The organism is Streptomyces sp. DH37 (assembly GCF_029813835.1).
Taxonomy (GTDB): Bacteria; Actinomycetota; Actinomycetes; order Streptomycetales; family Streptomycetaceae; genus Streptomyces.
This window is the reverse complement of the sequence record NZ_JARVKV010000011.1, coordinates 1-24,023: the sequence shown is the minus strand read 5'-3', so window position 1 is coordinate 24,023 and position 24,023 is coordinate 1. Positions and strand designations below refer to the sequence as shown.

Genomic DNA, 24,023 nt, shown 5'->3' with positions numbered 1-24,023 from the left:
CCATGCGTATCGCCACCTGGAACGTCAACTCGATCACCTCCCGGCTGGAGCGGCTGCTGGCCTGGCTGGAGAGCAGCGGCACGGACGTGCTGTGCCTGCAGGAGCTGAAGTGCACGGCGGAGGCGTTCCCGGCCGGACCGCTGCGCGAGCTGGGCTACGAGGCCGCGGTCAACGCCTCGGGCCGGTGGAACGGCGTGGCGGTGCTGTCCCGGGTGGGCCTGGAGGACCCGGTCGTCGGCCTGCCCGGAGGACCGGAGTACGAGGGCGTCACCGAGCCCCGCGCGGCGGGCGCGACCTGCGGCGGGGTGCGGGTGTGGTCGGTGTACGTGCCCAACGGCCGCGAGGTGGGCCACCCGCACTTCGCGTACAAGCTCCGGTGGTTCGCCGCGCTGCGGGAGCTGGCGGCGCGGGAGTCGGGGGAGCGGCCCTTCGCCATCCTCGGCGACTACAACGTCGCGCCGACCGACGAGGACGTCTACGACCCCGCCGTCTTCGAGGGCTCCACGCACGTCACCCCGGCCGAGCGCGAGGCGCTGGCCGAGCTGCGCGCGGTGGGCCTGGCCGACGTCGTACCGCGCCCGCTGAAGTACGACCGTCCCTACACCTACTGGGACTACCGCCAGCTCGGCTTCCCCAAGAACAAGGGCATGCGCATCGACCTGGTCTACGGCAACCCGGCGTTCGAGGCGGCGGTGAAGGACGCCTACGTCGACCGCGAGGAGCGCAAGGGCAAGGGCGCCTCGGACCACGCGCCGGTCGTCGTGGACCTGGAGGTGTGACCTCCGCCGGCCTCCGCGTGCCTGTGGTGCTCATCGCGCCGGTGATGTCACGCTGAGGTGCATGAACATCCCCTTCCTGGACAACTGGCGCAAGAGGCACGGTGGGGCCCGGGGGACGGCGGTGATGGAGGCCGTCCCCCATGACGCCGAGGGAGTGGCGCAACTGCTCTCCGAGTGCGAACTGCTGCGCAGGCAGGCGGAGTCGGCGGGGATCGGCCTGGAGGACACGCCCGAGTCGCTGGCGGCCCTCGACCAGCTCCTGCCGCGCTGGCGCGACGACGACCCCGAGGCCCTGGCCCGGCTGGGCAACGACGTGGGCCTGTACCTGGGCACCGTCATCGTCCGTACGGTGCCGGGCGCGGCGTGGCAGGTGTGGCCGAGCGGCCGGCCGGTGGTGCGGCTGGCCTCCGGCCGGGAGCTCGACGTGGTGGGGGCGGGCCTGGACTGGGCGCTCAACGGCGCGCCGGAGCTGTCGCAGGTGTACGCGGAGGCGTCCGAGGCGTGACGGGTGCCGGACGCCGGGGGAGCCCGACGCCGGGGGAGCCGGGCCGTCAGCCGGTGAAGGAGATCCGGTACTCCAGCCGCCAGCGGTCCGCGCGCACCACGATGTCGGAGGTCTCCACGGCCCGGCCGTCCGCCGCGTGGTGCGTGCGCTCGATGACCGTCACGCACTGCCCCGGGGAGCAGCCCAGGGCCTCCGACTCCAGGGAGGTGGCCGGGCGGGAGCCGACCAGTTCGGTGGCCCGCACCACGGGCACGCCGATGGCCGCGAACCGCTCGCGCACCCCGCGCCGGGCGTACGGTCCGCGCTCGGGGAAGACCACCTCGGTGCCCTCGGTGAGCGCCAGCGGCTCCCAGCTGGTGGCGAGCTGGAGCGGGCGCCGGTCGGCGAGGTACTCGTACTGCGTGCACATCACGCGCTCGCCCGCGTCGATCCCCAGCCGCTCGGCGATCCGCGGCGGGGCCCCGGCGGTGGTGGAGGTGGCCTCCCACAGCAGCGGGAGGGTGGAGGAACCGGTGTGGATGCGGGCGGCGAACGGCGAGTCCACCGCCTCCCCGGTGCGCAGCAGGCTGCCGACGGGACTGCGGTCGGTGACGAACACCCCGCGCCCGAACTGCCCTTCCGCGTAGCCGGCGGCCTTCAGCACGCGCACCGCCCGGTCCACGGTCTGGTCGCTGGCGGCGTAGGCGCGCTTCAGCTCCGAACGCGACGGGATCCGGGCGCCCACGGCCAGGACCCCCTCGTCGATCTGCTGCCGCAGATCGTCGGCGATCCGCTGGTAGACCGGTCTGCTGTCGCCCATCCGGGACTCCTTTCCGTGCCGCCGCCTGCGGGGAATGATCTCCGTACCCGGGTCAACAGGGTAGAAGGACGGGTTCCGCCGCGTGAGGCGTCGTGGGCAACATCATCGGGAACTCCTCGGCGACATCGGTACCCGATTCCACGAACTCCTCGCACGAAACGGCACTTGACCGGGTCAGCCCTCCGCCCGGCTCCGCGCCCGGTGCTGGCGGCGGCCGCCGGGCGGCGCGGGCGCGGGCGCGGGGAGCCGGGTGGTGGCGGCCCGGGTGACGTCCGCGACCAGTTCGACGACGTCGGGGCCGTAGGCCTGGGAGTTGACCACCTTCAGCAGCAGGCAGAAGTCGCCGTCGAGGCCGTACCTGCGGGCCAGTCCGGTGTGGTGGCGGGCGAGGTAGCGGGCGGCGGCCTGGTTGGTGACGGCCCGCTGGCCGCAGGCGAGGAAGACCGGTCGGGAGCCCTCGCCCGCGGTGAGCCGGGCCAGCAGGACGTGCTCCACCGACCCCTTCTCCATCCGGTACCGCTCGCTCCCGATGGTGAACGCGCCGCGGTCCGGGCCGGGCTCGGTGCCGGTGTCGACCTGGACCCCCGGCAGCAGCGAGTGCAGGTGGGCCGCGGTGCGGTGGTTGGAGGCCGGGCCGCCGATGCAGAACTCGGTGCGCTCGCCGAAGCCCTGGCGGGCGGTCTCGTGCGACAGCACCTGCGCGTGCGCGCCGCAGTCCTTGATCAGCGCGGACAGCTCCAGCAGGGCGAAGACGTCGTCGCGGGCCACGGCGCCCTCGCCCGTGCCGGCCTTGCGGCCGACCACCAGCAGGCACTCGGAGTGGTCCGGCAGCCCGAAGAAGCGCTGCCGGCGGCGGAGCCCGCGGCGCCACAGGTAGGTGCGGCCGAACCAGCCCAGCGACGCGGTGACGCCGGCCGCGAACACGCCCAGCACGATCTCGCGCAGGTTGTCATCCATGGGGCGGAAGCGTAGCGCCGCGCACGCGCCTGTTCGAAACATGACAAGGAGGGGTGGCGGGGCGCGTGAAAACCGTTCGTAGCACGGCGGTGACGGCCCACGAAACACGGCGGGTGTGGCATGACCCCATGCCAGTGCCGCAGCCGGCCGGCGGTGTCCACCGGGCTTCCGCCGGCTTCGACGTGTCCGGCGGTCCGGACGTGCCCGAGGTCGCCGAGCTCGCCGAGTTCGCCGAGTTCGCGGCCGCCCTCACCGCGCTCACCGCCGTGCTCGACCCGGCGGCGGGCTGGTACGGGGTCTTCGCCCGGCGCGACCCGGAGGGGCTGGCCGCCTGCCTGGCGGGCCGCAGGCTCCCGCCGTGGGACGTGGTCGCGTCCCTGCTGGACGACCTCACCGCCCGCCACGGCCCCCGGCGCGCCCGCCCCCGGGCCGCGTGGCTGCGGGCGCTGCACCAGGCGTCGGTCGCCGCCCACGACCGGGCGGCCGGCGATCCCCGGCGGCGGGCCGCCGAACTGCGGGACCGGCTTGCGGCGACCGTGCGCGAGCAGCGGCACGCGGCCCACCGCGAGCAGGCCCTGGCCCGCGCGCTGGTGGCGGGCGGCCACCCGGCGGGCGCCGACCGCCTGGCCGCCGACCTGGCCTGGGCGCGCGACGACCGGGCCCGCGCCACGGCCCGCTGCCGGGAGCTGCGCGAGCGCCTGGCGGCCCTGGAGGCCGGGGCGGGCGGCGTGCCCGAGCCCGCCGCCGGGTCCGCTTCCGTGCCCCCCGCCGGGTCCGTCCCCCGGCCCGGCTCCGGCGCCGGCCATGGGCCCCCGCCCCCGTCCGCCCCCGTACGGCCCCGGCCGCGCGGCGCCCGGTTCGCGGGTCTGGAGACCGGCCCCCAGGGCGCACCGGCCGCCGCACCCGTACCCGCACCCGCCACCGCGGACCCGGCCGTGCCCGCCCCGCGCGGCGCCCGGTTCGCCGGGGTGCGCGACGACGGGACCGGCCGCCGGGAGGCTCCCCCCGAGACGGAGGAGCGGGACCGGGCCGCCAGGACGCGGCGGGAGTGCGACGCGGTCGTCGCCCGGCTGGCCGGGCTGCGGGCCCGGGGCCGCGGCGGGGAGGCGCACGCCCTGCTGTGCGAGGCCGCCCGCGGCCCCGCCCCCCGTCTGCCGGTGCTGGCCGAGCGGCTGGAGCGGGCCGGGATGGCCGCCGAGGTGGCCGGCCTGCTGTGGGAGGCGGCCGGCCTGCCGCCCGGCCCCCTGGCGGAGGCCGCCGGCGCACTGGCCGCCGCAGGCCGTGCGGAGGACTGCGGACGGCTGCTGCGGCAGGGGGCCGCGCGGCCGTCCGGCGAGGTGGCCGCCACCGCGCTCGCCCTGTACGGCGCCGGCCGCGGTTCCGAGGCGGTCGAACTGCTGTCGGCCGTGGTCCGGGCCCGGCGCCCGGAGGAGGCCGCCGAGGTCGTGGCGGCCGATCCGGCCGCCCTGACCCCCCTGCTGCTGGCCGCGGCGGCCCGGGTCTCCGACCGCCGCCGCGGGGACATCGAGGGGCTGCTGGCCCGGGGCCGCGAGGCCGCCCCGGACCGGTGACCGGCCCCGTCCCGCCCCCGGCTTGCCGGGACGCGGGGCGGGACCTACGGTCGCAGTCGTAGGGACCACCCGGCGGACCACCCGGCCGAGGAGCAGCCCATGGCCGACGACGCGACGGCGTCCCCGGCGCCGTCCGGAAGGCGGGCGGGCGCGTGAGCGGCCGCACCCTCGTGCGCGGCGGCCTCGTCGTCACCGCCGCCGAGGAGCTGTACGCCGATGTCCTGATCGAGGGTCCGCGGATCGCCGCCCTGGCCGCGCACGGCAGCTCCTGCGCCGGGGGCTGGACGGCGGACCGCGTCATCGACGCCACCGGCCGGTACGTCATCCCCGGCGGGGTCGACGTCCACACCCACCTGGACTTCCCCTTCGACGGGACCTTCTCCGCCGACACCTTCGCCACCGGCACCCGCGCCGCCGCCTGGGGCGGCACCACCACCGTCGTCGACTTCGCCGTCCAGAGCCGCGGCCGCTCCCTACGCGAGGGGCTGGACCTGTGGCACGCCAAGGCCGACGGGCAGTGCGCCGTGGACTACGCCTTCCACATGATCCTCTCCGACGTGTCCGACGCGACGCTGGAGGAGATGGACCTGCTGGTGGAGGAGGGCGTCAGCTCCTTCGAGCTGTACATGTCCCACCCGGGCACCTTCCACAGCGACGACGGGCAGATCCTGCGCGTCATGCAGCGCGCCGCCGCCGACGGGGCGCTGGTCATGGTGCACGCCGAGAACGCCGTCGCCGTGGACGTCCTGACCGCCCAGGCCCTCGCCGCCGGGCGCACCGCGCCGCGCCACCACGCCGAGGTCCGCGACCCGCTCCTGGAGGCGGAGGCCACCCACCGCGCGATCCAGCTCGCCAGGGTCGCCGGGGCGCCGCTGTACGCGGTGCACGTCTCGGCCCGCCAGGCCGCGGCCGAGATCGCCGCCGCGCGGGACGAGGGGCTGCCGGTCTTCGGCGAGACCTGCCCGCAGTACCTCTTCCTGACCGACGAACGCCTCGCCGCGCCGGGTTTCGAGGGCGCCAAGTACGTCTGCACCGCCCCGCTGCGCTCCCGCGAGCACCAGGACGCCCTGTGGCGGGCGCTGCGCACCGGCGACCTCCAGGTGGTCTCCACCGACCACTGCCCGTTCGGCTTCGCCGGGCAGAAGGAGCTGGGGCGCGGCGACTTCTCACGCATCCCCGCCGGGCTGCCGGGCGTCGAGCACCGCATGGACCTGCTCCACCAGGCCGTGGCCGACGGCCGTCTGACCCGCCGCCGCTGGATCGAGCTGGCCTGCGCCGCACCGGCGCGGATGTTCGGCCTGGCCGGGCGGAAGGGCACCCTCGCCCCCGGCGCGGACGCCGACGTGGTCGTCTACGACCCGCACGCCGAGCACGTGCTGTCGGCCGCCACCCACCACATGAACGTCGACTACTCCGCCTACGAGGGCGTGCGCGTCACCGGCCGGGCCGAGACCGTGCTGGTGCGCGGCGAGCCGGTCCTGGACCGCGGCGCGTACACGGGCCGGGCCGGGAACGGCCGCTTCCTGCCGCGCGGCACCTCGCCCTGCCCGCGCTGAACCCCGCGGGGCGTCCGCCGCCGGTCGCCGCGGCGTCCGGCCGCCGCCACCCGTACGGCCCACCGGTACCGCTTGCCGTGCCCCGGCCGGGGCACGCTGATGCCGGGAGGTTCGCACATGGACGCAGCACAGACCACCGCCGTGCGCCCGGCGCCCGCGCGCCGGGAGGGGAGCGCGCCCCGCACGACCCGTTACGGTTTCCACGCATCCCACGAGCAGTTCCCGCCGGCGGAACTGCTCGCGCTGCTGGGAGCGGCCGAGGAGGCCGGGTTCTCCTCCGGCATGTGCTCCGACCACTTCGCGCCCTGGAGCCCGCGGCAGGGGCACTCCGGACACGCCTGGGCCTGGCTGGGGTCGGCGCTGGCCGCCACCTCCCTCCCCCTGGGCGTCGTCACCGCCCCCGGCCAGCGCTACCACCCCGCCGTCCTCGCCCAGGCCGCGGCGACGCTGACGCAGATGCACCCCGGCAGGCTGTGGGTGGCGCTCGGCAGCGGGCAGGCGCTCAACGAGCACATCACCGGCACCCGCTGGCCCGGCAAGGAGGAGCGCATCCGCCGCCTGGAGGAGTGCGTGGAGGTCATGCGCGCCCTGTTCGCGGGCGAGACCGTCTCGCACGACGGGCTGGTCCGCGTCGACCGCGCCCGCCTGTGGTCGCTGCCGGAACGGCCGCCCGCCCTGCTGGCGGCGGCCGTGAGTCCCGCCACCGCGGCGCGGGCGGCGCGCTGGGCGGACGGCCTGATCACCGTCAACCAGCCCGGCGGCGCTCAGCGGGAGACGCTGAGCGCCTACCGGGAGGCGGGCGGGCGGGGCCCCGCCGTGCTCCAGGCACACCTGTCCTGGGCCCCGGACCGGGAGAGCGCGCTGGAGGCCGCGCACGACCAGTGGCGGGAGGCGGCGCTCGGCGGCGACGTCGGCTGGGAGATCCCGCTGCCCGAGCACTTCGAGCAGGCGGCCCGGTTCGTCGAACCCCACCAGGTGGAGTCCTCCGTGCACGTCTCCGAGGACCTGGCGCGGCACACCGCCTGGCTCGCCGACCAGGCCGACGCGGGGTTCGACGAGATCATGCTGCACCAGGTGGGGCGGGACCAGGCCGGATTCGTCGAGGCGTTCGGCGCCCGCGTCCTTCCGGAGCTGACCCGGTGACGGGGCGGGACGGGGCCGGGACGGGCGCCTACCCGCCGATCGGCGAGTACGCCTTCCTCTCCGACTGCCGCACCGCCGCCCTGGTCGGGCCGGACGCCGCCGTGGAGTGGCTGTGCGCCCCGCGGGTGGACTCCGCCAGCGTCTTCGCACGGCTGCTGGACCGCGCGGCGGGCGGGGCCTGGGAGCTGCGGGTGGCGGACGCGGGACCGTCCGGGCGGCGCTACGACGGCACGGCGCCGGTACTGGAGACCCGCTGGGAGTCCCCCTCGGGGACGGCGGTGGGCCACGACTTCCTGGCGGTCCGCCCGCCCGGCGGGGAGGAGCACCGCGGCCCGGTGCCCACCGGCCTCCTCGTCCGGCTCCTGCGGTGCGAGCGCGGCCGGGTGGAGGTACGGCACCGGCTGCGGGCCAGGCCCGACTACGCGCGCCGCGCCGCCCGGTGGACCGGCGACCCGGACACCGGCGCCCTCGCCGAGGAGGGCGCCGGGCTGTGGCTCGCCGCCGCGGGCTCCGGCGCCCTCCCCGGCGAGGACCCGCGGCCCCGGACCACCGCGGACGGCGACGCGGAGATCACCGCCGAACTCGGCGCCGGGGAGACCCTGGCGGTGGTCCTCGGGTACGACGGGCGGTGGCGCGGCCGGCTGGACACCGGGCGGGCCCGCCGGCTGCTCCGGGAGACGCGGGACGCCTGGCACGCCTGGTCCGCGCCGGTCCTGTACAACGGCTACGGCGCGGACCACGTACGGCGCAGCGCCGTGGTGCTGCGCGCCCTGATGTCCAGCGACACCGCCGCCCTCGTCGCCGCGCCCACCACCTCCCTCCCGGAGTGGCCGGGCGGGGAGCGCAACTGGGACTACCGCTACGTGTGGCACCGGGACGCCGCCCTGGTGGTCCTGGTCCTGATGCGGCTGGGTCACCGGGCGGAGGCCGGGGCGTACCTGCGCGGCCTGCTGCGGCACTGCACCGCCTCGCGCGGCGTGCTCACGCCCATGCTGGACATCGACGGGCGGACGGAGAGCACCGAGCGGACGCTGGACCACCTGGAGGGCTACCGGGGCTCCCGCCCGGTGCGCGTGGGCAACGCCGCCCACGCGCAGACGCAGCTGGACGTCTACGGCCAGGTCCTCGACGCGGTCCTCGTCTTCCAGCAGGTCGCCGTCGGCTCCGGGGGCGGCGGGGCCGGCGCCGGGCTGGACGGGAGCGAGCGCGCCACCGTCTACGGGGTGGTGGAGACCGCGTGCCGGCTGTGGCGGGAACCGGACCACGGCATCTGGGAGATCCGCGACGGACCACGGCACTGGACCAGTTCCAAGCTCTACCTGTGGGTCTGCCTGGACCGTGGCATCCGCCTGGCCGAACTGACCGGCGACCCGGGGCAGCCGCTGGAGAGGTGGCGCGCGCAGCGCGACGAGCTGCGCGAGAGCATCCTGACCCACGGCTACGACGACACCGTCGGCGCGTTCGTCCAGTCCTACGGCTCCCGGAACCTGGACGCCTCCCTGCTGCGGATCCCGCTGCTGGGGTTCCTCGACGGCCGCGACCCCCGGGTGCTGTCCACGCTCGACGCGATCGCGGCGGGGCTCGGGGAGGGTCCGCTGATCCACCGCTACGACCCGCGGGCCACCGCGGACGGCCTGGAGGGCCCCGAGGGAGGCTTCCTGCTGTGCTCCTTCGACATGGTCTCGGCGCTCGTCCTGGCCGGGCGGCTGGACGAGGCGCGGGAGCGCTTCGAGGCGCTGTGCGCCCGCGCGGGGCACTTCGGGCTGTTCGCCGAGGAGCAGTCCGCCGACGGCGCCATGCTCGGGAACTACCCGCAGGCCTTCACCCACCTCGCGCTCATCGAGGCGGCGATGAACCTGGACGAGGCCGGCCACGAGGAGTCCCTGCACGCCTGGGCCACGCGCGGCGCGCGGGGGCCGGCCTGACGCTCCCGGCGGCCCTCGGCGGATCCGGCGGCCCCGGCCGGGCCGTCAGGGCCGCCTGCCCGCCGCCAGCTCCTCCAGCAGCGCCGGCAGCGCCCGCCCGATCGGCTCGCGCACCACCCGGTCGGCCAGCGGGTCGTACGGCGTGGGCTCGGCGTTGACGATCACCAGCCGCGCGCCGTGCTCGGCCGCGATCCCGGCCAGCGAGGCGGCGGGCTGCACCTGCAGGCTGGTGCCGACCGCGACGAAGACCTCGCACGCCCGGGCGATGGACACCGCCTCGCCCAGCACCTGCGGGTCCAGCGCCTCGCCGAACATCACGGTGGCCGACTTCAGGACGCCGCCGCACCTGTCGCACTCGGGGTCCGCGACCCCGGCCCGCACCCGTTCCAGCACCCGCTCCATCCCCGAGCGCGCCCGGCACCCGGTGCACACCACGGCCCGCGCGGTGCCGTGCAGCTCCAGCACCTTGCGGCCGGGCATCCCGGCCATCTGGTGCAGCCCGTCCACGTTCTGGGTGATCACCCGCACCGGCACGCCGGACCGCTCCAGCCGCACCACGGCCTCGTGCGCGGCGTTGGGCCTGGCCCGCAGCACCGGGCCGTCCAGCCGCATCCGCCAGGAGCGGCGGCGGATCTCGGGGTCGGCCATGTAGTACTCGTAGGTGACGAGCTTCTCGGCCTCGGGATCCCTGCGCCACACCCCGTCGGGCCCGCGGTAGTCGGGGATCCCGGAGTCGGTGGAGATCCCCGCGCCGCTGAGGATGGCCACCAGCGGCTTCCCGCCCGTCCCGTCCGCGCCCCGTGTGCTCATGCCGCCGAGCCTACGCAGCCGGGCCCGGGACCTCGACCGCGTTTCCGGGTTTCCCGGTTTCCGCGTTTCCGCGTTTCCGCGTTTCCAGGGTTCCGGGTTTCCGGGTTCCTGCGTCCCTGAGTTTCCGCACGTCCGCGTCCCCGCGCGCCGGCGCACCGCGCCCGGACGTGCCCCGCGCGCCGTGCGGCACGTACCGTACGCGCGCACGTACCGCACACGCCGAGACCCCACCGGGAGCCGAGCCGATGACGTTCACCACCCGCCCGACCCTCCAGGGCACCTTCGGAATGGTCTCCAGCACCCACTGGCTGGCCTCCGCCTCCGCGATGGCGGTCCTGGAGGACGGCGGCAACGCCTTCGACGCGGCCGTCGCGGCGGGCTTCGTCCTCCAGGTCGTCGAGCCGCACCTCAACGGGCCCGCCGGGGAGGTGCCGGTCATCCTGGCGCCCGCCGGGGGCCCGGTGCGGGTGCTGTGCGGGCAGGGGCCCGCGCCGCGGGGCGCGACCGTGGAGCACTACACCTCCCTCGGACTGGACCTGGTCCCCGGCACCGGCCCGCTGGCCGCCGCCGTCCCGGGCGCGTTCGACGCCTGGGCGACGCTGCTGCGCGACCACGGGACCCGGGAGCTCGCCGACGTCCTGGGGTACGCCATCGGCTACGCCGAGCGCGGCCACCCGGCCGTCCCGCAGGTCGGGGCGACGGTGGAGCGGGTGCGCGGGCTGTTCGAGACCGAGTGGACGACCTCCGCCGAGCTGTACCTGCCCGGCGGACGCTCCCCGGCGCCCGGCGCCCTGCTGCGCAACCCCGTCCTCGCCGCCACCTGGCGGCGGCTGCTCGACGAGGCGCGGGCGGCCGGGTCCGGCCGCGAGGGGCGCATCGAGGCCGCCCGGAAGGTGTGGCGCGAGGGCTTCATAGCCGAGGCGCTCGCCGACTTCGCCGCCCGCCCCGCCATGGACACCAGCGGAGAGCGCCACGCCGGCACCCTCACCGGCGACGACATCGCCTCCTGGTCGGCGGGCTACGAGGAGCCCGTCACCTACGACTGGCACGGCTGGACGGTCTGCAAGGCGGGCCCCTGGTCGCAGGGCCCGGTGCTGCTCCAGCAGCTCGCCCTGCTGGAGGGCCTGCCCGAGGACGGCCCGGCGTACGGCACGGGGGAGTACGTCCACACCCTGATCGAGGCGAGCAAGCTCGCCTTCGCCGACCGCGAGGCCTGGTACGGCGACGCGGAGGGCGCCGGGACCGTACCGCTGGAGGACCTGCTCGGCGCGGCCTACACCGCGCGGCGCCGGGCCCTCATCGGCGAGGAGGCCTCCCACGAGCTGCGCCCCGGCAGCCCCGGCGGACGCGTCCCCCGGCTCGCCGCCCACGCCGCCGGCGCCGCCGCGCGGGCCGGGGGCCCGGCCGCGGGCACCGGCGAGCCCACCGTGGCCCGCGACGGCGCGACCTCCGGCGACACCTGCCACCTGGACGTCGTGGACCGCTGGGGCAACATGGTCAGCGCCACGCCCAGCGGCGGCTGGCTCCAGTCCAGTCCCGTGATCCCCTCCCTCGGCTTCCCGCTCGGCACCCGGCTGCAGATGGCCTGGCTGGAGCCGGGCCTGCCGAACACCCTCACCCCCGGCCGCCGCCCGCGCACCACCCTCACTCCCTCGCTGGCCCTGCGCGGCGGTGAGCCGGTGCTGGCGTTCGGCACGCCCGGCGGCGACCAGCAGGACCAGTGGCAGGCCCACTTCCTCCTGGCCGTCGCCCTGCGGGAGCCGGTGCGCGGCGGACCGGACCTCCAGGGCGCGATCGACGCCCCCAACTGGCACCACGAGGGCTTCCCCGGCTCGTTCTGGCCGCGCGCCATGCGGCCGGGCGCCGTCACCGTCGAGTCCCGCATCGGCGAGGAGGTCATCGGCGAGCTGCGGCGGCGCGGGCACCTGGTGACCGTCGGCGGCCCCTGGACGGAGGGGCGGCTGTGCGCGGTCGCCCGCGACCCGGAGACGGGCGTGCTGTCGGCGGCGGCCAACCCGCGCGGGATGCAGGGCTACGCCGTGGGCCGCTGACGGCCGCCGGCCGGAGCCGGACGAGGCACTCCGTTCACCCCGCGGCCACCCGCCGTCCGGCGGGAACGCCCGGTGCCGTGTTTCCATGGAGTGATGATCGATGACGAACTGCTGACGGGTGTCGAGGAGGCCGTGCGCAAGGCCGCCGCCGCCGAGGTCATGCCGCGCTGGCGGCAGCTGGCCGAGCACGAGGTGACCGAGAAGACCGGCCCCCACGACCTGGTGACCATCGCCGACCGGCGGGCCGAGGAGCACCTGACCGGGGCCCTGACCGCGCTGCTGCCCGGTTCGGTGGTCGTCGGCGAGGAGGCGGTGCACGACAACCCGGCGGTCTACCGGGCGCTGGGCGGCGAGGCGCCGGTGTGGATCGTGGACCCGGTGGACGGCACGCGCCAGTTCGTCCACGGCGATCCCGGCTTCTGCACCCTGGTGGCCCTCGCCCGCGGCGACGAGCTGCTGGCCTCCTGGACGTACGCGCCCGCCCGCGAGGAGCTGGCCGTCGCCGTGCGCGGCGAGGGGGCGCGCCTCAACGGCGAGGCGATCCGCTCCGGCGCCCCCGCGCCGGACGCGCCCCTGGAGGTCGCCCACTCGCACCCGGACTTCACCACCGACGAGCAGAAGCGCTCCCTGCTGGGCCTGTACGCCGACGGGGTCAGGCCCCGGCCGTGCGGCTCGGCGGGACTGGAGTACCTGAACGTGGCCCGCGGCGCCCTGGACGCGGTGGCCTTCACCTGGGAGAACGCCTGGGACCACGCGGCCGGTCTGCTGCTGGTGGCCGAGGCGGGCGGCGGCCACGCCACGCTCCGGGGCGAACCGTTCCGCCTCGCGGGCGGCAACGCCCTGCCCTTCACCGCGGCCCGGGACGCCCTGACGGTGCGTCGTATCCTCTCCCTGCTGGCCTGAAGCCGGACAGACCTCAACGCCGAGGGGAGCCGAAGTGGCGTCGATGCGGGACGTGGTCGTGGTGGGCGCCGGTCCGAACGGGCTGACCGCCGCCGTCGAACTGGCCCGGCGGGGTTTCTCCGTGGAGCTGTTCGAGGCGATGGGGACGGTCGGGGGAGGCGCGCGCACCGAGGAGCTGACCCTCCCCGGCTTCCGGCACGACCCGTGCTCGGCCGTCCACCCGCTGGGCGTCGGCTCGCCGGCCTTCTCCGCCATGCCCCTGCGGGAGCGGTACGGACTGGAGTGGCTCCACCCCGAGCTGCCCCTGGCCCACCCCTTCCCCGACGGCACGGCCGCGGTGCTGGCCAGGTCGCCGGCCGAGACGGCCGCCTCGTTCGGGCCGCGCGACGCGGGGACGTACCGCCGTCTGGTGGCGCCGTTCCTCGGACGCTGGGCGTCCCTGGTCGGCGACTTCTTCAAGGTGCCCTGGGACGGGCTGCCCCGCGATCCGGTCACCCTGGCCCGCTTCGGGATGCTGGGGCTCCAGCCGGTGGACTGGCTGGCGCGCCGCTTCCGCGACGACAGGGCGCGGGCGCTGATGTTCGGGCTGGCCGCCCACGCCATCGGCCCGACCACCTCGCCCGCCACCGGCGGCATCGCCCTGGTCTTCGCGCTGGCCGCGCACGAGGTCGGCTGGCCGATGCCGCGCGGCGGCTCCCAGTTCCTCTCCGACGCGCTCGCCGCCTACCTGCGCGACCTGGGGGGCGAGATCCACACCGGGGTGGAGGTCAGGCGGCTGGACGAGCTGCCGCCCGCCCGCGCGTACGTCTTCGACACCTCGCCCACCGCGCTGGCGCGGATCGCCGGACTGGGCGACGCCTACCGGCGCTTCCGGTACGGGGCCGGCGTCTTCAAGATCGACTACGCCCTGGACGGGCCGGTCCCGTGGACCTCCGGGGCCGCCCGCCGGGCCGGGACCGTGCACATCGGCCCCTCCAGCACCGAGGTGGCCGCCGCGCTGCGCGCCGCCTCCATCGAGGGCGAGCAGCCGCGGACGCCGTTCCTGATCACCGCCCAGCCCAGCCTGGTGGACCCCTCCCGGGCGCCGGAGGGCAAGCACGTGTTCTGGGCGTACGGCCACGTGCCGCGCGGCTGGAGCGGGGACGCCACCGAGGCGGTCGAGCGGCAGATCGAGCGCTTCGCGCCCGGTTTCCGCGACCGGGTGCTGGCCCGCGCCACGGCGGGCCCGCCGGAGCTGGCCACCCGCAACGCCAACTACGTCGGCGGCGACATCGCCTGCGGCGCCTTCACCGGGCTCCAGACCCTGCTGCGCCCCAAGCTCGCCCGCGTCCCGTACGCCACCGCCCATCCGGCCGTCTTCCTGTGCTCGTCGGCGACCTGGCCGGGGCCGGGCGTCCACGGCATGCCCGGCCACAACGCGGCGAAGGCGGTCTGGCGCCGCCTGCGGGCGTAGCGCGCGGGCGGCGCGCTGCGCCCGCAGGCGGGGTCCCACGGTCCTACGCCGCGCCGCGCAGGTCGGCGACGACCCGGGCCCGTACGGTCTCCGGCTCCAGGCCCAGCCGTGCGAACAGGTCGCCGGTGAGCCGGTCGTCGGAGCGCAGCAGGCCCAGCACCAGGTGCTCGCAGCCGATGTGGCGGTCCTTCAGCGCGAGCGACTCGCGCAGCGACAGCTCCAGCGCCTTCCTGGCGCGCGGTGTGAACGGGATGTGGCCCCGGTCGCGCCGGCCGCGGTCCGCGCCGCGCCGCCGGAACGGCAGGACCGCCCACGTCCCCCGCCGCTCGTCCGGCGGCCGCGGGGCCCGGTCCAGCGCGCCGGGCCCGAAGGCGTCCTCCGCCCGGCGCCGCACCTCCTCCAGGTCGATGCCCAGCGCCCGCAGCGCCTCCGCGTCCTCCTCGCCGACCCCGTCACCGCCCCGTCCGGCCGCCCGCTCCACGGCCGCGCGCGCCGACTCCGCGTCGGCGCCCAGCCGCACCAGCGTCGCCGCGCCCGGTTCGTCCGGCCGCCTCAGCACGGCGATCAGCAGGTGCTCGGTGCCGATCCAGCCGTGCCCGAGCGCGCGGGCCTCCTCCTGCGCCCCCACCACCGTGGCGCGGGCCTGCCGGGTGAACCTCTCGAACATCCCCGTCTACCTCCTCGAGTGCTTCTTGTGCACGGCCTGCCTGCTCACGCCGAGGGCGGCCCCGATCTCCTCCCAGGACCAGCCCTGCCTGCGCGCGCTGTCCACCTGCAGTGCCTCCAGGCGCTCCACCAGCCGCCGCAGCGCGGCCACCGCCCGCAGCCCCACCCGGGGGTCGCGGTCCATGGCGGCCCGCGCGGTGTCGACCGCTTCTCCTGTCTCCGATCCGGCCATGTCTGTCAACCTAGGATGACGCGGAGGAGATGTCAACCACAGTTGACGCAGTGGGGGGTAGGGTGCGGTCATGGCGAAGACGGAGATCGCACTCGACACCGAACTGGTCGTCGAGGTCATGGTGTTGAGCGGGATCGGCAACCCCCGCGACGCGATCGAGGCGGTCGTGCGCGACTACGTCGCACGCGGTCACCGCACGGAGACGCGCACGGGGGGAGTGGACACCCGGCTGCGGGAGATCGACGGCAAGCCCAGGATCGAGGAGGGCTGAACGGCGGCGGCTCCGCACCCCGGACCGGAGTCCCGGGTGCGGAGCCGCCGTCCGGCCTCCGCGCGGAGACGTTCAGGAGGTTCCCGAGCCTCCCGAGCCCTCCGAGCCCCCCGCGTCCCGCGAGGCCGACTCCGCCGCCCGCCGCAGCCGCGGGTGGCGGCGGGTGCCCTGCTGCTCGCTGATCGCCTCGCCGACCATCGCCCGGATGGCGTCGCGCGCCCCGTGCAGCGGCTGGTGGCGGGGCGGGCCGGCGCCCGGGTCCTCGCGCAGCTCCTTCACCAGCGACCAGCACAGCGTCAGCATCACCAGGACGAAGGGCAGCGCCACCAGGATCGTCCCCGTCTTGAGGCCTTCCAGGCCGCCCGCCAGCAGCAGGACGGCGGCCACCGACGCCATCAGCACGCCCCAGGTGACCACCAGCCACTCGCGCGGGTGGAGCGAGCCGCCGGAGGTCAGCGAGCCCATCACCAGGGAGGCGGAGTCGGCGCTGGTGACGAAGTAGGTCATCACCAGGACCATCGCGATCACCGAGGTGACGGTGCCCAGCGGCAGGGCTTCCAGCAGGCCGAACAGCGACGCCTCCACGCCCTCCTCCAGCCTTCCGGCCAGGTCCGCACCGCCGGTGGCGTCCAGCCGCATGGCGCTGCCGCCCATCACGCAGAACCAGACGACCGTCGCCCCGCTGGGCACCAGCAGGACGCCGGTCAGGAACTCGCGGATGGTGCGGCCGCGGGAGATGCGGGCGATGAAGGTGCCCACGAACGGCGCCCACGACAGCCACCACGCCCAGTAGAAGATCGTCCAGGTGCCCAGCCACTCCTTGCTGCCGAACGCGCCGGTCCGGGAGGAGAGCACCACGAGGTCCTGGAGGTAGGCGCCGACCCCGGCCGGGATGGCGTCGAGGATGAACACGGTCGGGCCGAGCAGGAAGACGAAGAGCATCAGCAGCGCGGCGAGCACCACGTTCATGCTGCTGAGCCATTTGATGCCCCGGTGCAGCCCGGTGAAGGCGGAGATCACGAACGCGGCCGACAGCACCAGGATGATGAGCAGCTCCAGCTCCCGGGTGGCCTCCCACCCGGCCGTCAGGTTCAGGCCCTTGGCCACCTGGAGGGCGCCCAGCCCCAGGCTGGTGGCCGTGCCGAACACCGTGGCGAAGACGGCCAGCAGGTCGATGACCCGGCCCGGCCAGCCGTTCACGCGGCGCTCGCCGAGGAGCGGGACGAAGACGGAGCTGATGCGGTTGCCGCGGCCCTTGCGGAAGGTGACGTACGCCAGGGCGAGGCCGGCCACGCCGTAGATCGCCCAGGGGTGCAGCGTCCAGTGGAAGAAGGAGTACTCCAGCGCGACGCGCTCGGCCGTGCCGCTGCCGCCCTGGACGTCACCGAAGGGCGGCGGGTCCACGTAGTACGTCAGCGGCTCGCCCACGCCGTAGAACATCAGGCCGATGCCCATGCCGGCGCTGAACATCATCGCGATCCACGCCAGGTTGTTGAACTCCGGCTCGTCGGTGTCCCTCCCGAGCCTGATCCGGCCGAAGCGGCTGACCGCGATGACCGCGCACAGCACCAGGAAGAGGTCGGCGGCCAGCGTGAACAGCCAGCCGAAGTTGCTCAGCACCCAGTCCAGCGCGGTGGAGGAGACGGAGGAGAAGTGGTCCGTGCCGATGGCCGCCCACGCGACCACGGCCAGCACCGCCACCACCCCGATGACGATCATCGTGGTGTCCGGAGGGGGATCCCTGCGGACCGCCTCCGGCTCGGACGGCTGGGACGGCTTACTCACATCGGTGCTCATATCGCCCAACTATGGAATGGTTCTTCATGGTTCGTTACAGGGGCGCGCCGTACGGACGGGGGCGTCCGACCGCGCGCCGTGGTCCCACCTGCCCGTCATCGGTAGGGTCTAGACGGCGCGACAGCCTGTTCGAGACACAAGAGAGACCTCGTGGACCACACACACATCGAGACAGGCCGCGTGCTGATCGCCGCGGACAAGTTCAAGGGCTCGCTCACCGCGGCCCGGGTCGCCGAGCACGTCGCGGCCGGGATCCGCCGGGCCCGCCCCGGCGTCGCGGTCGAGGCGCTGCCCGTGGCGGACGGCGGCGACGGCACCGTCGACGCGGCGGTCGCCGCCGGCTTCGCCCTCCGCCAGACGGCGGTCACCGGGCCGCTGGGCAAGGCGGTCACCGCCTCCTACGCACTGCGCGGCGACACCGCCGTGCTGGAGATGGCCCAGGCGTCCGGCCTGCAGAAGATGCCGGAGGGCGTCCTCGCCCCGCTGTCGGCCACCACCTACGGCACCGGCGAGCTGCTGCTCGCGGCGCTGGACGCGGGCGCGCGCACCATCGTCCTCGGCGTCGGCGGCTCGGCCACCACCGACGGCGGCGCGGGCATGCTCACCGCGCTCGGCGCCCGCTTCCTCGACGCGGGCGGCAGGCCCCTCCAGCCGGGCGGCGGCCCGCTGCGCGACCTGGCGACGGCGGACCTGTCGGGGCTGGACCCGCGGCTGGGGGACGTCGGGATCGTCCTGGCGAGCGACGTCGACAACCCGCTCACCGGCCCCCAGGGCGCCGCGGCCGTCTACGGGCCCCAGAAGGGCGCCGACGCGGCGGACGTCGCCGCCCTGGACGCCGCCCTGGCCCACTACGTCCGCGCCCTGGAGCCGGCCCTCGGCCCGCGCGCCGCGCTCCTGGCCGAGCGGCCCGGCGCGGGCGCGGCCGGCGGCGTCGGCTACGCAGCCCTGGCCGCGCTGGACGCCTCCTTCCGGCCCGGCATCGAGGTGCTGCTGGAGGTGCTGGGCTTCGCCGGCGCCCTGGAGCGCGCCGGCCTGGTGATCACCGGAGAGGGCTCGCTGGACGCCCAGACCCTGCGCGGCAAGGCCCCCGCCGGGGTGGCCGCCGCCGCCCGCCGGGCGGGCCGGCCCGTGGTCGCGGTGTGCGGGCGCCTGGCCATCGGCGAGGACGAGCTGCGGGCCGCGGGGATCGAGGCGGCGTACGCGCTCACCGACCTCGAACCGGACCCGGCCGTCTGCATGGCGCAGGCCGGGCCGCTGCTGGAGCGGGCGGCCGAGCGGCTGGCGGCCGAACACCTCTGACCGGCCCCGGAGGCCCGGACCGCACGGCGCGGTCCGGGCCTCCGGCGTACCCGGCGGGACGACCCTCCCGAACCCTCCCGTAACACCCCCGTTACCGGCCCCGGCCGGAGGCGGCGGATCCGCTGTGCCCGTGCACAGCCCGGCCCCCGCACCTCTGGTCACGGGCAGCGATTCGGCCGGCGGCCGTGGACGGCCGCCACGGCCGGTGCTGGGGTGAGCGCCGTGATCCCGGTGGAGCCCACCGGGGGGCAGGACGGAAGAAGAGGAGGGCCGATGACGGCCGCTTCGCTGGAGGTCCGGGGGGTGTCCGTGGGCTACGGCCCGGTACGGGCCCTGAACTCGGTCTCCGTTGATGTACCCGAGGGCGCGGTGGTCGCCGTCCTCGGCGGCAACGGCGCCGGCAAGACCACCCTGCTGCGGGCCGTCTCGCGTACCCTGCGCTTCCACGGCGGGACGATCGGCTCCGGCACGATCTCCTTCGCCGGGCGGCGGCTGGACGGCCTCACCCCCGCCCAGGTGGTGGCCGCGGGAGTGGTGCAGGTGCCCGAGGGGCGGCAGGTGTTCGCCCGGATGACCGTGGCCGACAACCTCCGCGCCGGCGCCCTGGGCTCGCCCGGGGGCCGCCGCGCGGCCGCCGGGGCCCAGGCGCGGGTCCACGAGCTGTTCCCGGTGCTGGCGCAGCGGGCGCACCAGCGGGCCGGACTGCTCTCCGGCGGCGAGCAGCAGATGCTCGCCATGGGCCGCGCGCTGATGGCACGTCCGAAGCTGCTGCTCCTGGACGAGCCCTCGCTCGGCCTGGCCCCCCTGATGGCCGACCGGATCGCCGAGACCGTGCGGGAGATCAACGCCCAGGGCACCTCGGTGCTGCTGGTCGAGCAGAACGCGGCCATCGCGCTGCGGCTGGCCTCCGCGGCGGTCGTCCTGGAGGTCGGCGAGGTGGTCCTGGCCGGGGACGCGGACGAACTCGCCGCCTCCGACGAGGTGCGCCGCCGCTACCTGGGCATCACCGACGACCCCGACCACCCCGGCGCCCCGGAGGGCGCCGGCGTCGGCGGCCCGGCCGGCGAGGCCGTGCGCCCCGCCGCGACCCTGCGCAGGTGGTCGGCGTGACGGCCCGGAACGCGCCCGCCCCCGCGGCCCCGGACGTGCCCGCGCTGCGGGTGCGCGACCTCACCGTGCGCTTCGCCGGACTCACCGCGCTGGACGGCGTCTCCTTCACCGTCGAGCCGGGCAGCGTCCACGCGGTCATCGGCCCCAACGGCGCGGGGAAGTCCACCACCTTCAACGTGCTCTCCGGCGTCTACCGCGCGACCTCCGGCAGCGTCCGCTTCGGCGACGACGAGCTGACCGGGCTGCCGCCGCACGCGATCGCCTCCCTCGGCGTGGCCCGCACCTTCCAGAACATCGCGCTCTCCCCGTACACCACGGTCGCCGACAGCCTGATGCTCGGCCGCCACCGGCTGACCCGCACCGGCTTCCCGGCCGCCGGCCTCCGGCTGCCGCGCGCCGCGCGCGAGGCGGCCCGGCACCGCGAACGGGTGCGGGAGATCGCCGAGTTCACAGGGCTGGAGAAGTACCTGGCGCAGCCGGCCGGCTCGCTCCCCTACGGGCTGCAGAAGCTCGTGGAACTGGGCCGCGCGCTGTGCATGGAGCCCCGGCTGCTGCTGCTCGACGAGCCCGTGGCCGGCATGACCGCCGACGAACGCCGCCGCACCGCGTCGCTCATCGCGGGCGTGCGCGAGGGGCTCGGCATCTCGATCGTCCTGGTGGAGCACGACATGGGAATGGTGATGCGGCTCGCCGACGCGGTGACCGTGCTCGACTTCGGCCGCAGGATCGCCGACGGGACACCGGACGAGGTCCAGCGCGACCCGGCGGTCGTCCGCGCCTACCTGGGACAGGAGGCGGCGAGCGCATGACGACCTTCCTCGAACTGCTGCTGAGCGGGCTGTCCATCGGCTCGGTCTACGCGCTGATCGCCCTCGGCTTCGTGATCATCTTCAAGGCCACCGAGGTGGTGAACTTCGCCCACGCCTCCCTGCTGCTGGCCGGCGGCTACCTGACCGCCGTCCTCAGGGACGACATCGGCTTCTGGGCGGCCCTCCTGGTGGGCGTCGCGGGCGCGGCGGCGGTGGGCGCGCTGGTCGAGTTCCTGGTGATCCGCCGCTACCGCGGCCACGACCACAGCGTGCTGGCCATCGTCACCATCGGCGTCGACATCGTGCTGGTCACCGAGCTGACCCGGCAGATCGGCGCCCGCGTCTACCCCATGGGGGACCCGTGGGGCGACGAGGTGCTCACCCTGGGGTCGGTCAGCATCCCGCAGACCCGGGTGGCCGCGTTCGTCACCGCGGCCCTGATCATCGGCGCCTTCCTGCTCGCCTTCCGCTTCACCTCCTGGGGCGTGGCGATGCGCGCGGTGGCCGAGCACCCCGAGACCGCGGCGCTGATGGGCATCCGGCTGGGCCGGGTGTCGTCCTCGGCCTGGGCGGTGGCGGGCGGACTGGCCACGGTCGCCGCCCTGTTCCTGACCGTCTTCCCCACCCCCGGCCTGGAGCGCGGCACCTCGCTGGTGGCGCTCAAGGCCTTTCCCGCCGCGATCCTGGGCGGGCTGGACTCCACCACCGGCGCCCTGGTCGGCGGGCTGGTCATCGGCGTCACCCAGTCCATGGCCGCCGGCTACCAGAGCGACCTGACCTTCCTGGGCCGGGGCATCGGCGACCTGGCGCCCTACCTGGTGATGCTCCTGGTCCTGCTGGTGCGCCCGGCGGGCCTGTTCGGAACGAGGGAGCTGTCCCGTGTCTGAGCCCACCGTCTCCGAGACCGCGGCCCCCGGGGCCGCCGCCCGGGACGCCCGTCCCGCTCCGGCCGGGCACGTCCGCCGCCGCGCCCGCGTACGGCCGCCGCGCCGCCCCGCCGTGTACGCGGCGGCAGCGGGCCTGCTGCTGCTCGCCCTGCCCTTCTACCTCGACCGCTTCTGGCTCCAGGCCGGGCTGCTGGCCATGGCCGCCGCCGTCGGCGCGATCGGCCTGAACCTGCTGACCGGCGCCACCGGCCAGCTCTCCCTCGGCCACTCCTTCTTCCTCGCCGTCGGCGCGTACGGCTACTGCGTGCTGGCCGGCGAGCGCGACGGGGAGCTGACCGGCCTGGGCCTGCCCGGCTGGCTGGCGGTGGTGGGCGCGGTGGCGCTGGCGGGCGCGGCGGGCGGGCTGTTCAGCCCGATCGCCGGGCGGCTGCGGGGCGCGTACCTCGGCATCGCCACCCTGGCGCTGGTCTTCATCGGCCAGCACGTGCTGCTCAACGCCCACGACCTGACGGGCGGTTACAACGGCCGTCCCGTACCGCCGCTGTCGCTGTTCGGCGTGACCTTCGACGACACCGAGACCGTGGTCGCCGCCGTGCCGTTCCAGTCGATGGAGAAGCTCTGGTACGCCGGACTGGTCCTGCTGGCGGTCTGCGCCCTCTTCGCGCACGGCGTGCTGCGCGACCGCCCCGGCCGGGCGATGAACGCCATCCGCGACCACCGGATCGCGGCCGGGGTGATGGGCGTGCCGGTGGCCCGCTACCGGGCGGGGGTCTTCGTCCTGTCCTCGATGTACGCGGGCCTGGCCGGGGTGCTGCTGGCGCTGGTCTTCCAGCAGACCGTGCCCGAGTACTTCGGCATCGTCCTGGCCCTGGAGTACCTGGCCATGATCGTCATCGGCGGTCTCGGCTCGGTCTCCGGAGCCGTCGTCGGGGCCGTGTTCGTCACCCTGCTGCCCCAGATCCTCACCCGCTACAGCGAGGCCCTGCCCCTGGTCTCCGCCCCCGGCACGGGCGGGGTCGCGCCGGGCGAGATGTCCCGCTACCTGTACGGCGCCGCGATCGTGGCGATCGTGCTGTTCCTGCCGGGCGGCCTGGTGCGGCTCGCCGCCCGCCGCGGCCCTCTCCAGAAAGACGAGGCATGAAGAACATGAAGATGCGCACGACACGGACCGCCGCGGTGGTCGCCGCCGCCGCCCTGGCCCTCATCGCCACGGGATGCAGCTCCAAGGCGGGCGGCGAGGACTCCGGCGGCACGGACGCCAAGGGCGTGCGGACCGACAAGGGCGTGACCGACAAGACCATCCGGATCGGCGCCCTCACCGACATGACCGGCGTCTACGCCTCCCTCGGCAAGAGCGTCACCCAGGCGCAGCAGCTCTACGTCGACCGGATCAACGAGGACGGCGGGATCTGCGGGCGGAAGCTGGAGCTGACCGTCCGCGACCACGGCTACGACGCGGGCAAGGCCATCCCCGCCTACACCGAGCTGCAGCCCAAGGTGGTGGGCTTCGTGCAGTTCCTCGGCTCGCCGTTCGTCAGCGCGGTCAAGGAGCGGATCGACGGCCAGCACAAGGTGCTGGTGCTGCCGCAGGCATGGTCCGCCGACCTGCTGGGCAGCGAGTACATCCGCGTCATCGGCGCCACGTACGACGTGGAGACGGTCAACGCGATCGACTTCCTGCTGAAGGAGGGGAAGATCGCCGAGGGCGACAAGCTCGGCCACGTCTACTTCGAGGGCGACTACGGCGAGAACGCCCTGGAGGGCTCGCAGTACGCGGCCGGGAAGGCCGGGCTGACCCTCGTCGAGCAGAAGATCAAGCCGACCGACGAGGACATGTCCGCCCAGGTCGCGGCCTTCAAGAAGGCCGGTGTGAAGGCCATCGTGATCAGCGCCGGGCCGCGGCAGGCGGCCTCCCTGGTCGGCGTGGCGGCGGCCGGCGGCCTGAACGTGCCGATCATCGGCAACAACTCGGCGTTCGCCCCGCAGCTGCTGAAGACCCAGGCCGGCCCGGTCCTGCAGAAGGACTACTACGTGGCCGCCTCGACCCTGCCCATCGGCTCCGAGGAGCCGGAGCCGGCCAGGCTCGCCCGGGAGTACACCGCGGCCTACCCCGACGACATCCTGGACAACGGCGTGGCCGCGGGCTGGAGCGCCGCCTCCGCCTTCGGCGCGGCGCTGAAGCAGGCCTGCGACGACAAGGACCTGACCCGGGAGGGCGTGGCCGGGGCGCTGAGGTCCATGGAGGACCACGACGGGGGCTTCGGCATCCGGCACGACTTCTCCGACCCGAAGCTGCCCTCGACGCGGGAGAGCTTCATCCTCAAGCCCGACGAGAAGACCAAGGGCGGGCTGAAGGTGCACCGCGAGGCGGCGGCCTCGGAGAACGCGGAGGCGTTCTCCTTCGAGGAGTGAGCGTGCGCTGAGGACGCGTCCGCCGCCCGCCGCGGCGGGCGGCGGCACGGTGGTGCGGGGCCCGGGCTTCGGAAGCGGAAGCCCGGGC

At 75.7% G+C, this 24,023-nt stretch carries 22 protein-coding genes; 16 read left to right on the top strand and 6 right to left on the bottom strand.

The window, feature by feature from the left end; all coding sequences use genetic code 11:
- Positions 1-2: 2 nt before the first annotated feature.
- Positions 3-779 carry an exodeoxyribonuclease III gene (locus QC029_RS08605; RefSeq protein ID WP_279554901.1) on the top strand — a complete coding sequence of 259 codons (777 nt, stop codon included), beginning with the start codon at positions 3-5 and terminating at the stop codon, positions 777-779.
- 61 nt (positions 780-840) lie between these two features.
- A complete protein-coding gene (locus QC029_RS08600) occupies positions 841-1,284 on the top strand; it encodes a DUF6278 family protein (protein ID WP_279554900.1) in 444 nt (147 codons plus the stop codon).
- Between the two features lie 46 nt (positions 1,285-1,330).
- On the opposite strand, the gene QC029_RS08595 is transcribed toward QC029_RS08600, so the two are convergent.
- A complete protein-coding gene (locus QC029_RS08595) occupies positions 1,331-2,083 on the bottom strand; it encodes a GntR family transcriptional regulator (RefSeq protein ID WP_279554899.1) in 753 nt (250 codons plus the stop codon).
- Between the two features lie 174 nt (positions 2,084-2,257).
- The gene (locus QC029_RS08590; protein ID WP_279554898.1) at positions 2,258-3,040 is read right to left on the bottom strand and encodes a hypothetical protein; all 783 of its coding nucleotides are present in this window, start codon (positions 3,038-3,040) and stop codon (positions 2,258-2,260) included.
- Between the two features lie 128 nt (positions 3,041-3,168).
- Here QC029_RS08590 and QC029_RS08585 point away from each other — a divergent pair, with 128 nt between their 5' ends.
- The 4 genes from QC029_RS08585 to QC029_RS08570 all read left to right on the top strand — a co-directional run bounded on the left by QC029_RS08585 (position 3,169) and on the right by QC029_RS08570 (position 9,235).
- Positions 3,169-4,611 (top strand): hypothetical protein, encoded by a 1,443-nt coding sequence (locus QC029_RS08585; RefSeq protein ID WP_279554897.1) that lies wholly within the window; start codon positions 3,169-3,171, stop codon positions 4,609-4,611.
- Between the two features lie 152 nt (positions 4,612-4,763).
- Positions 4,764-6,167 carry a dihydropyrimidinase gene (hydA, locus tag QC029_RS08580; protein WP_279554896.1) on the top strand — a complete coding sequence of 468 codons (1,404 nt, stop codon included), beginning with the start codon at positions 4,764-4,766 and terminating at the stop codon, positions 6,165-6,167.
- 117 nt (positions 6,168-6,284) lie between these two features.
- Positions 6,285-7,310, top strand: coding sequence for a TIGR03885 family FMN-dependent LLM class oxidoreductase (locus QC029_RS08575; RefSeq protein WP_279554895.1), 1,026 nt, complete (start codon positions 6,285-6,287; stop codon positions 7,308-7,310).
- A complete protein-coding gene (locus tag QC029_RS08570) occupies positions 7,307-9,235 on the top strand; it encodes a glycoside hydrolase family 15 protein (protein WP_279554894.1) in 1,929 nt (642 codons plus the stop codon). The genes QC029_RS08575 and QC029_RS08570 overlap by 4 nt, the downstream gene beginning before the upstream one ends.
- A gap of 45 nt (positions 9,236-9,280) precedes the next feature.
- Here the strand turns inward: QC029_RS08570 and QC029_RS08565 are convergent, their stop codons facing one another.
- The gene (locus tag QC029_RS08565; RefSeq protein WP_279554893.1) at positions 9,281-10,045 is read right to left on the bottom strand and encodes a Sir2 family NAD-dependent protein deacetylase; all 765 of its coding nucleotides are present in this window, start codon (positions 10,043-10,045) and stop codon (positions 9,281-9,283) included.
- Between the two features lie 245 nt (positions 10,046-10,290).
- On the opposite strand from QC029_RS08565, the gene QC029_RS08560 reads away from it, so the two are divergent.
- The 3 genes from QC029_RS08560 to QC029_RS08550 all read left to right on the top strand — a co-directional run bounded on the left by QC029_RS08560 (position 10,291) and on the right by QC029_RS08550 (position 14,452).
- Positions 10,291-12,096, top strand: coding sequence for a gamma-glutamyltransferase family protein (locus QC029_RS08560; protein WP_279554892.1), 1,806 nt, complete (start codon positions 10,291-10,293; stop codon positions 12,094-12,096).
- A 93-nt stretch (positions 12,097-12,189) separates the two neighbouring features.
- On the top strand, positions 12,190-12,999 hold the full coding sequence (locus tag QC029_RS08555) for an inositol monophosphatase family protein (protein WP_279554891.1): 810 nt from the start codon (positions 12,190-12,192) through the stop codon (positions 12,997-12,999).
- A 34-nt stretch (positions 13,000-13,033) separates the two neighbouring features.
- Positions 13,034-14,452: an NAD(P)/FAD-dependent oxidoreductase gene (locus tag QC029_RS08550; protein WP_279554890.1), complete on the top strand. Its 1,419-nt coding sequence runs from the start codon at positions 13,034-13,036 to the stop codon at positions 14,450-14,452.
- Positions 14,453-14,495: 43 nt separating this feature from the next.
- Here the strand turns inward: QC029_RS08550 and QC029_RS08545 are convergent, their stop codons facing one another.
- Both QC029_RS08545 and QC029_RS08540 read right to left on the bottom strand, forming a co-directional pair.
- The gene (locus QC029_RS08545) at positions 14,496-15,119 is read right to left on the bottom strand and encodes a Clp protease N-terminal domain-containing protein (RefSeq protein ID WP_279554889.1); all 624 of its coding nucleotides are present in this window, start codon (positions 15,117-15,119) and stop codon (positions 14,496-14,498) included.
- A 6-nt stretch (positions 15,120-15,125) separates the two neighbouring features.
- A complete protein-coding gene (locus QC029_RS08540; RefSeq protein ID WP_279554887.1) occupies positions 15,126-15,350 on the bottom strand; it encodes a hypothetical protein in 225 nt (74 codons plus the stop codon).
- Positions 15,351-15,420: 70 nt separating this feature from the next.
- Here QC029_RS08540 and QC029_RS08535 point away from each other — a divergent pair, with 70 nt between their 5' ends.
- Positions 15,421-15,621 (top strand): type II toxin-antitoxin system VapB family antitoxin, encoded by a 201-nt coding sequence (locus QC029_RS08535; protein WP_279554885.1) that lies wholly within the window; start codon positions 15,421-15,423, stop codon positions 15,619-15,621.
- Between the two features lie 72 nt (positions 15,622-15,693).
- Here QC029_RS08535 and QC029_RS08530 read toward each other — a convergent pair whose 3' ends face one another.
- Positions 15,694-17,418: a BCCT family transporter gene (locus QC029_RS08530; RefSeq protein ID WP_279554883.1), complete on the bottom strand. Its 1,725-nt coding sequence runs from the start codon at positions 17,416-17,418 to the stop codon at positions 15,694-15,696.
- Positions 17,419-17,583: 165 nt separating this feature from the next.
- Here QC029_RS08530 and QC029_RS08525 point away from each other — a divergent pair, with 165 nt between their 5' ends.
- The 6 genes from QC029_RS08525 to QC029_RS08500 all read left to right on the top strand — a co-directional run bounded on the left by QC029_RS08525 (position 17,584) and on the right by QC029_RS08500 (position 23,935).
- Positions 17,584-18,717 carry a glycerate kinase gene (locus QC029_RS08525; RefSeq protein ID WP_279554992.1) on the top strand — a complete coding sequence of 378 codons (1,134 nt, stop codon included), beginning with the start codon at positions 17,584-17,586 and terminating at the stop codon, positions 18,715-18,717.
- 273 nt (positions 18,718-18,990) lie between these two features.
- On the top strand, positions 18,991-19,827 hold the full coding sequence (locus QC029_RS08520) for an ABC transporter ATP-binding protein (RefSeq protein ID WP_279554882.1): 837 nt from the start codon (positions 18,991-18,993) through the stop codon (positions 19,825-19,827).
- The gene (locus QC029_RS08515; protein ID WP_279554881.1) at positions 19,824-20,636 is read left to right on the top strand and encodes an ABC transporter ATP-binding protein; all 813 of its coding nucleotides are present in this window, start codon (positions 19,824-19,826) and stop codon (positions 20,634-20,636) included. Before QC029_RS08520 ends, QC029_RS08515 begins: the two co-directional genes overlap by 4 nt.
- Positions 20,633-21,523, top strand: a complete 891-nt coding sequence (locus QC029_RS08510; protein ID WP_279554880.1) for a branched-chain amino acid ABC transporter permease — start codon at positions 20,633-20,635, stop codon at positions 21,521-21,523. The genes QC029_RS08515 and QC029_RS08510 overlap by 4 nt, the downstream gene beginning before the upstream one ends.
- A 112-nt stretch (positions 21,524-21,635) precedes the next feature.
- A complete protein-coding gene (locus QC029_RS08505; protein ID WP_279554991.1) occupies positions 21,636-22,664 on the top strand; it encodes a branched-chain amino acid ABC transporter permease in 1,029 nt (342 codons plus the stop codon).
- A 5-nt stretch (positions 22,665-22,669) separates the two neighbouring features.
- Positions 22,670-23,935 carry an ABC transporter substrate-binding protein gene (locus tag QC029_RS08500; RefSeq protein WP_279554990.1) on the top strand — a complete coding sequence of 422 codons (1,266 nt, stop codon included), beginning with the start codon at positions 22,670-22,672 and terminating at the stop codon, positions 23,933-23,935.
- Positions 23,936-24,023 lie beyond the last annotated feature (88 nt).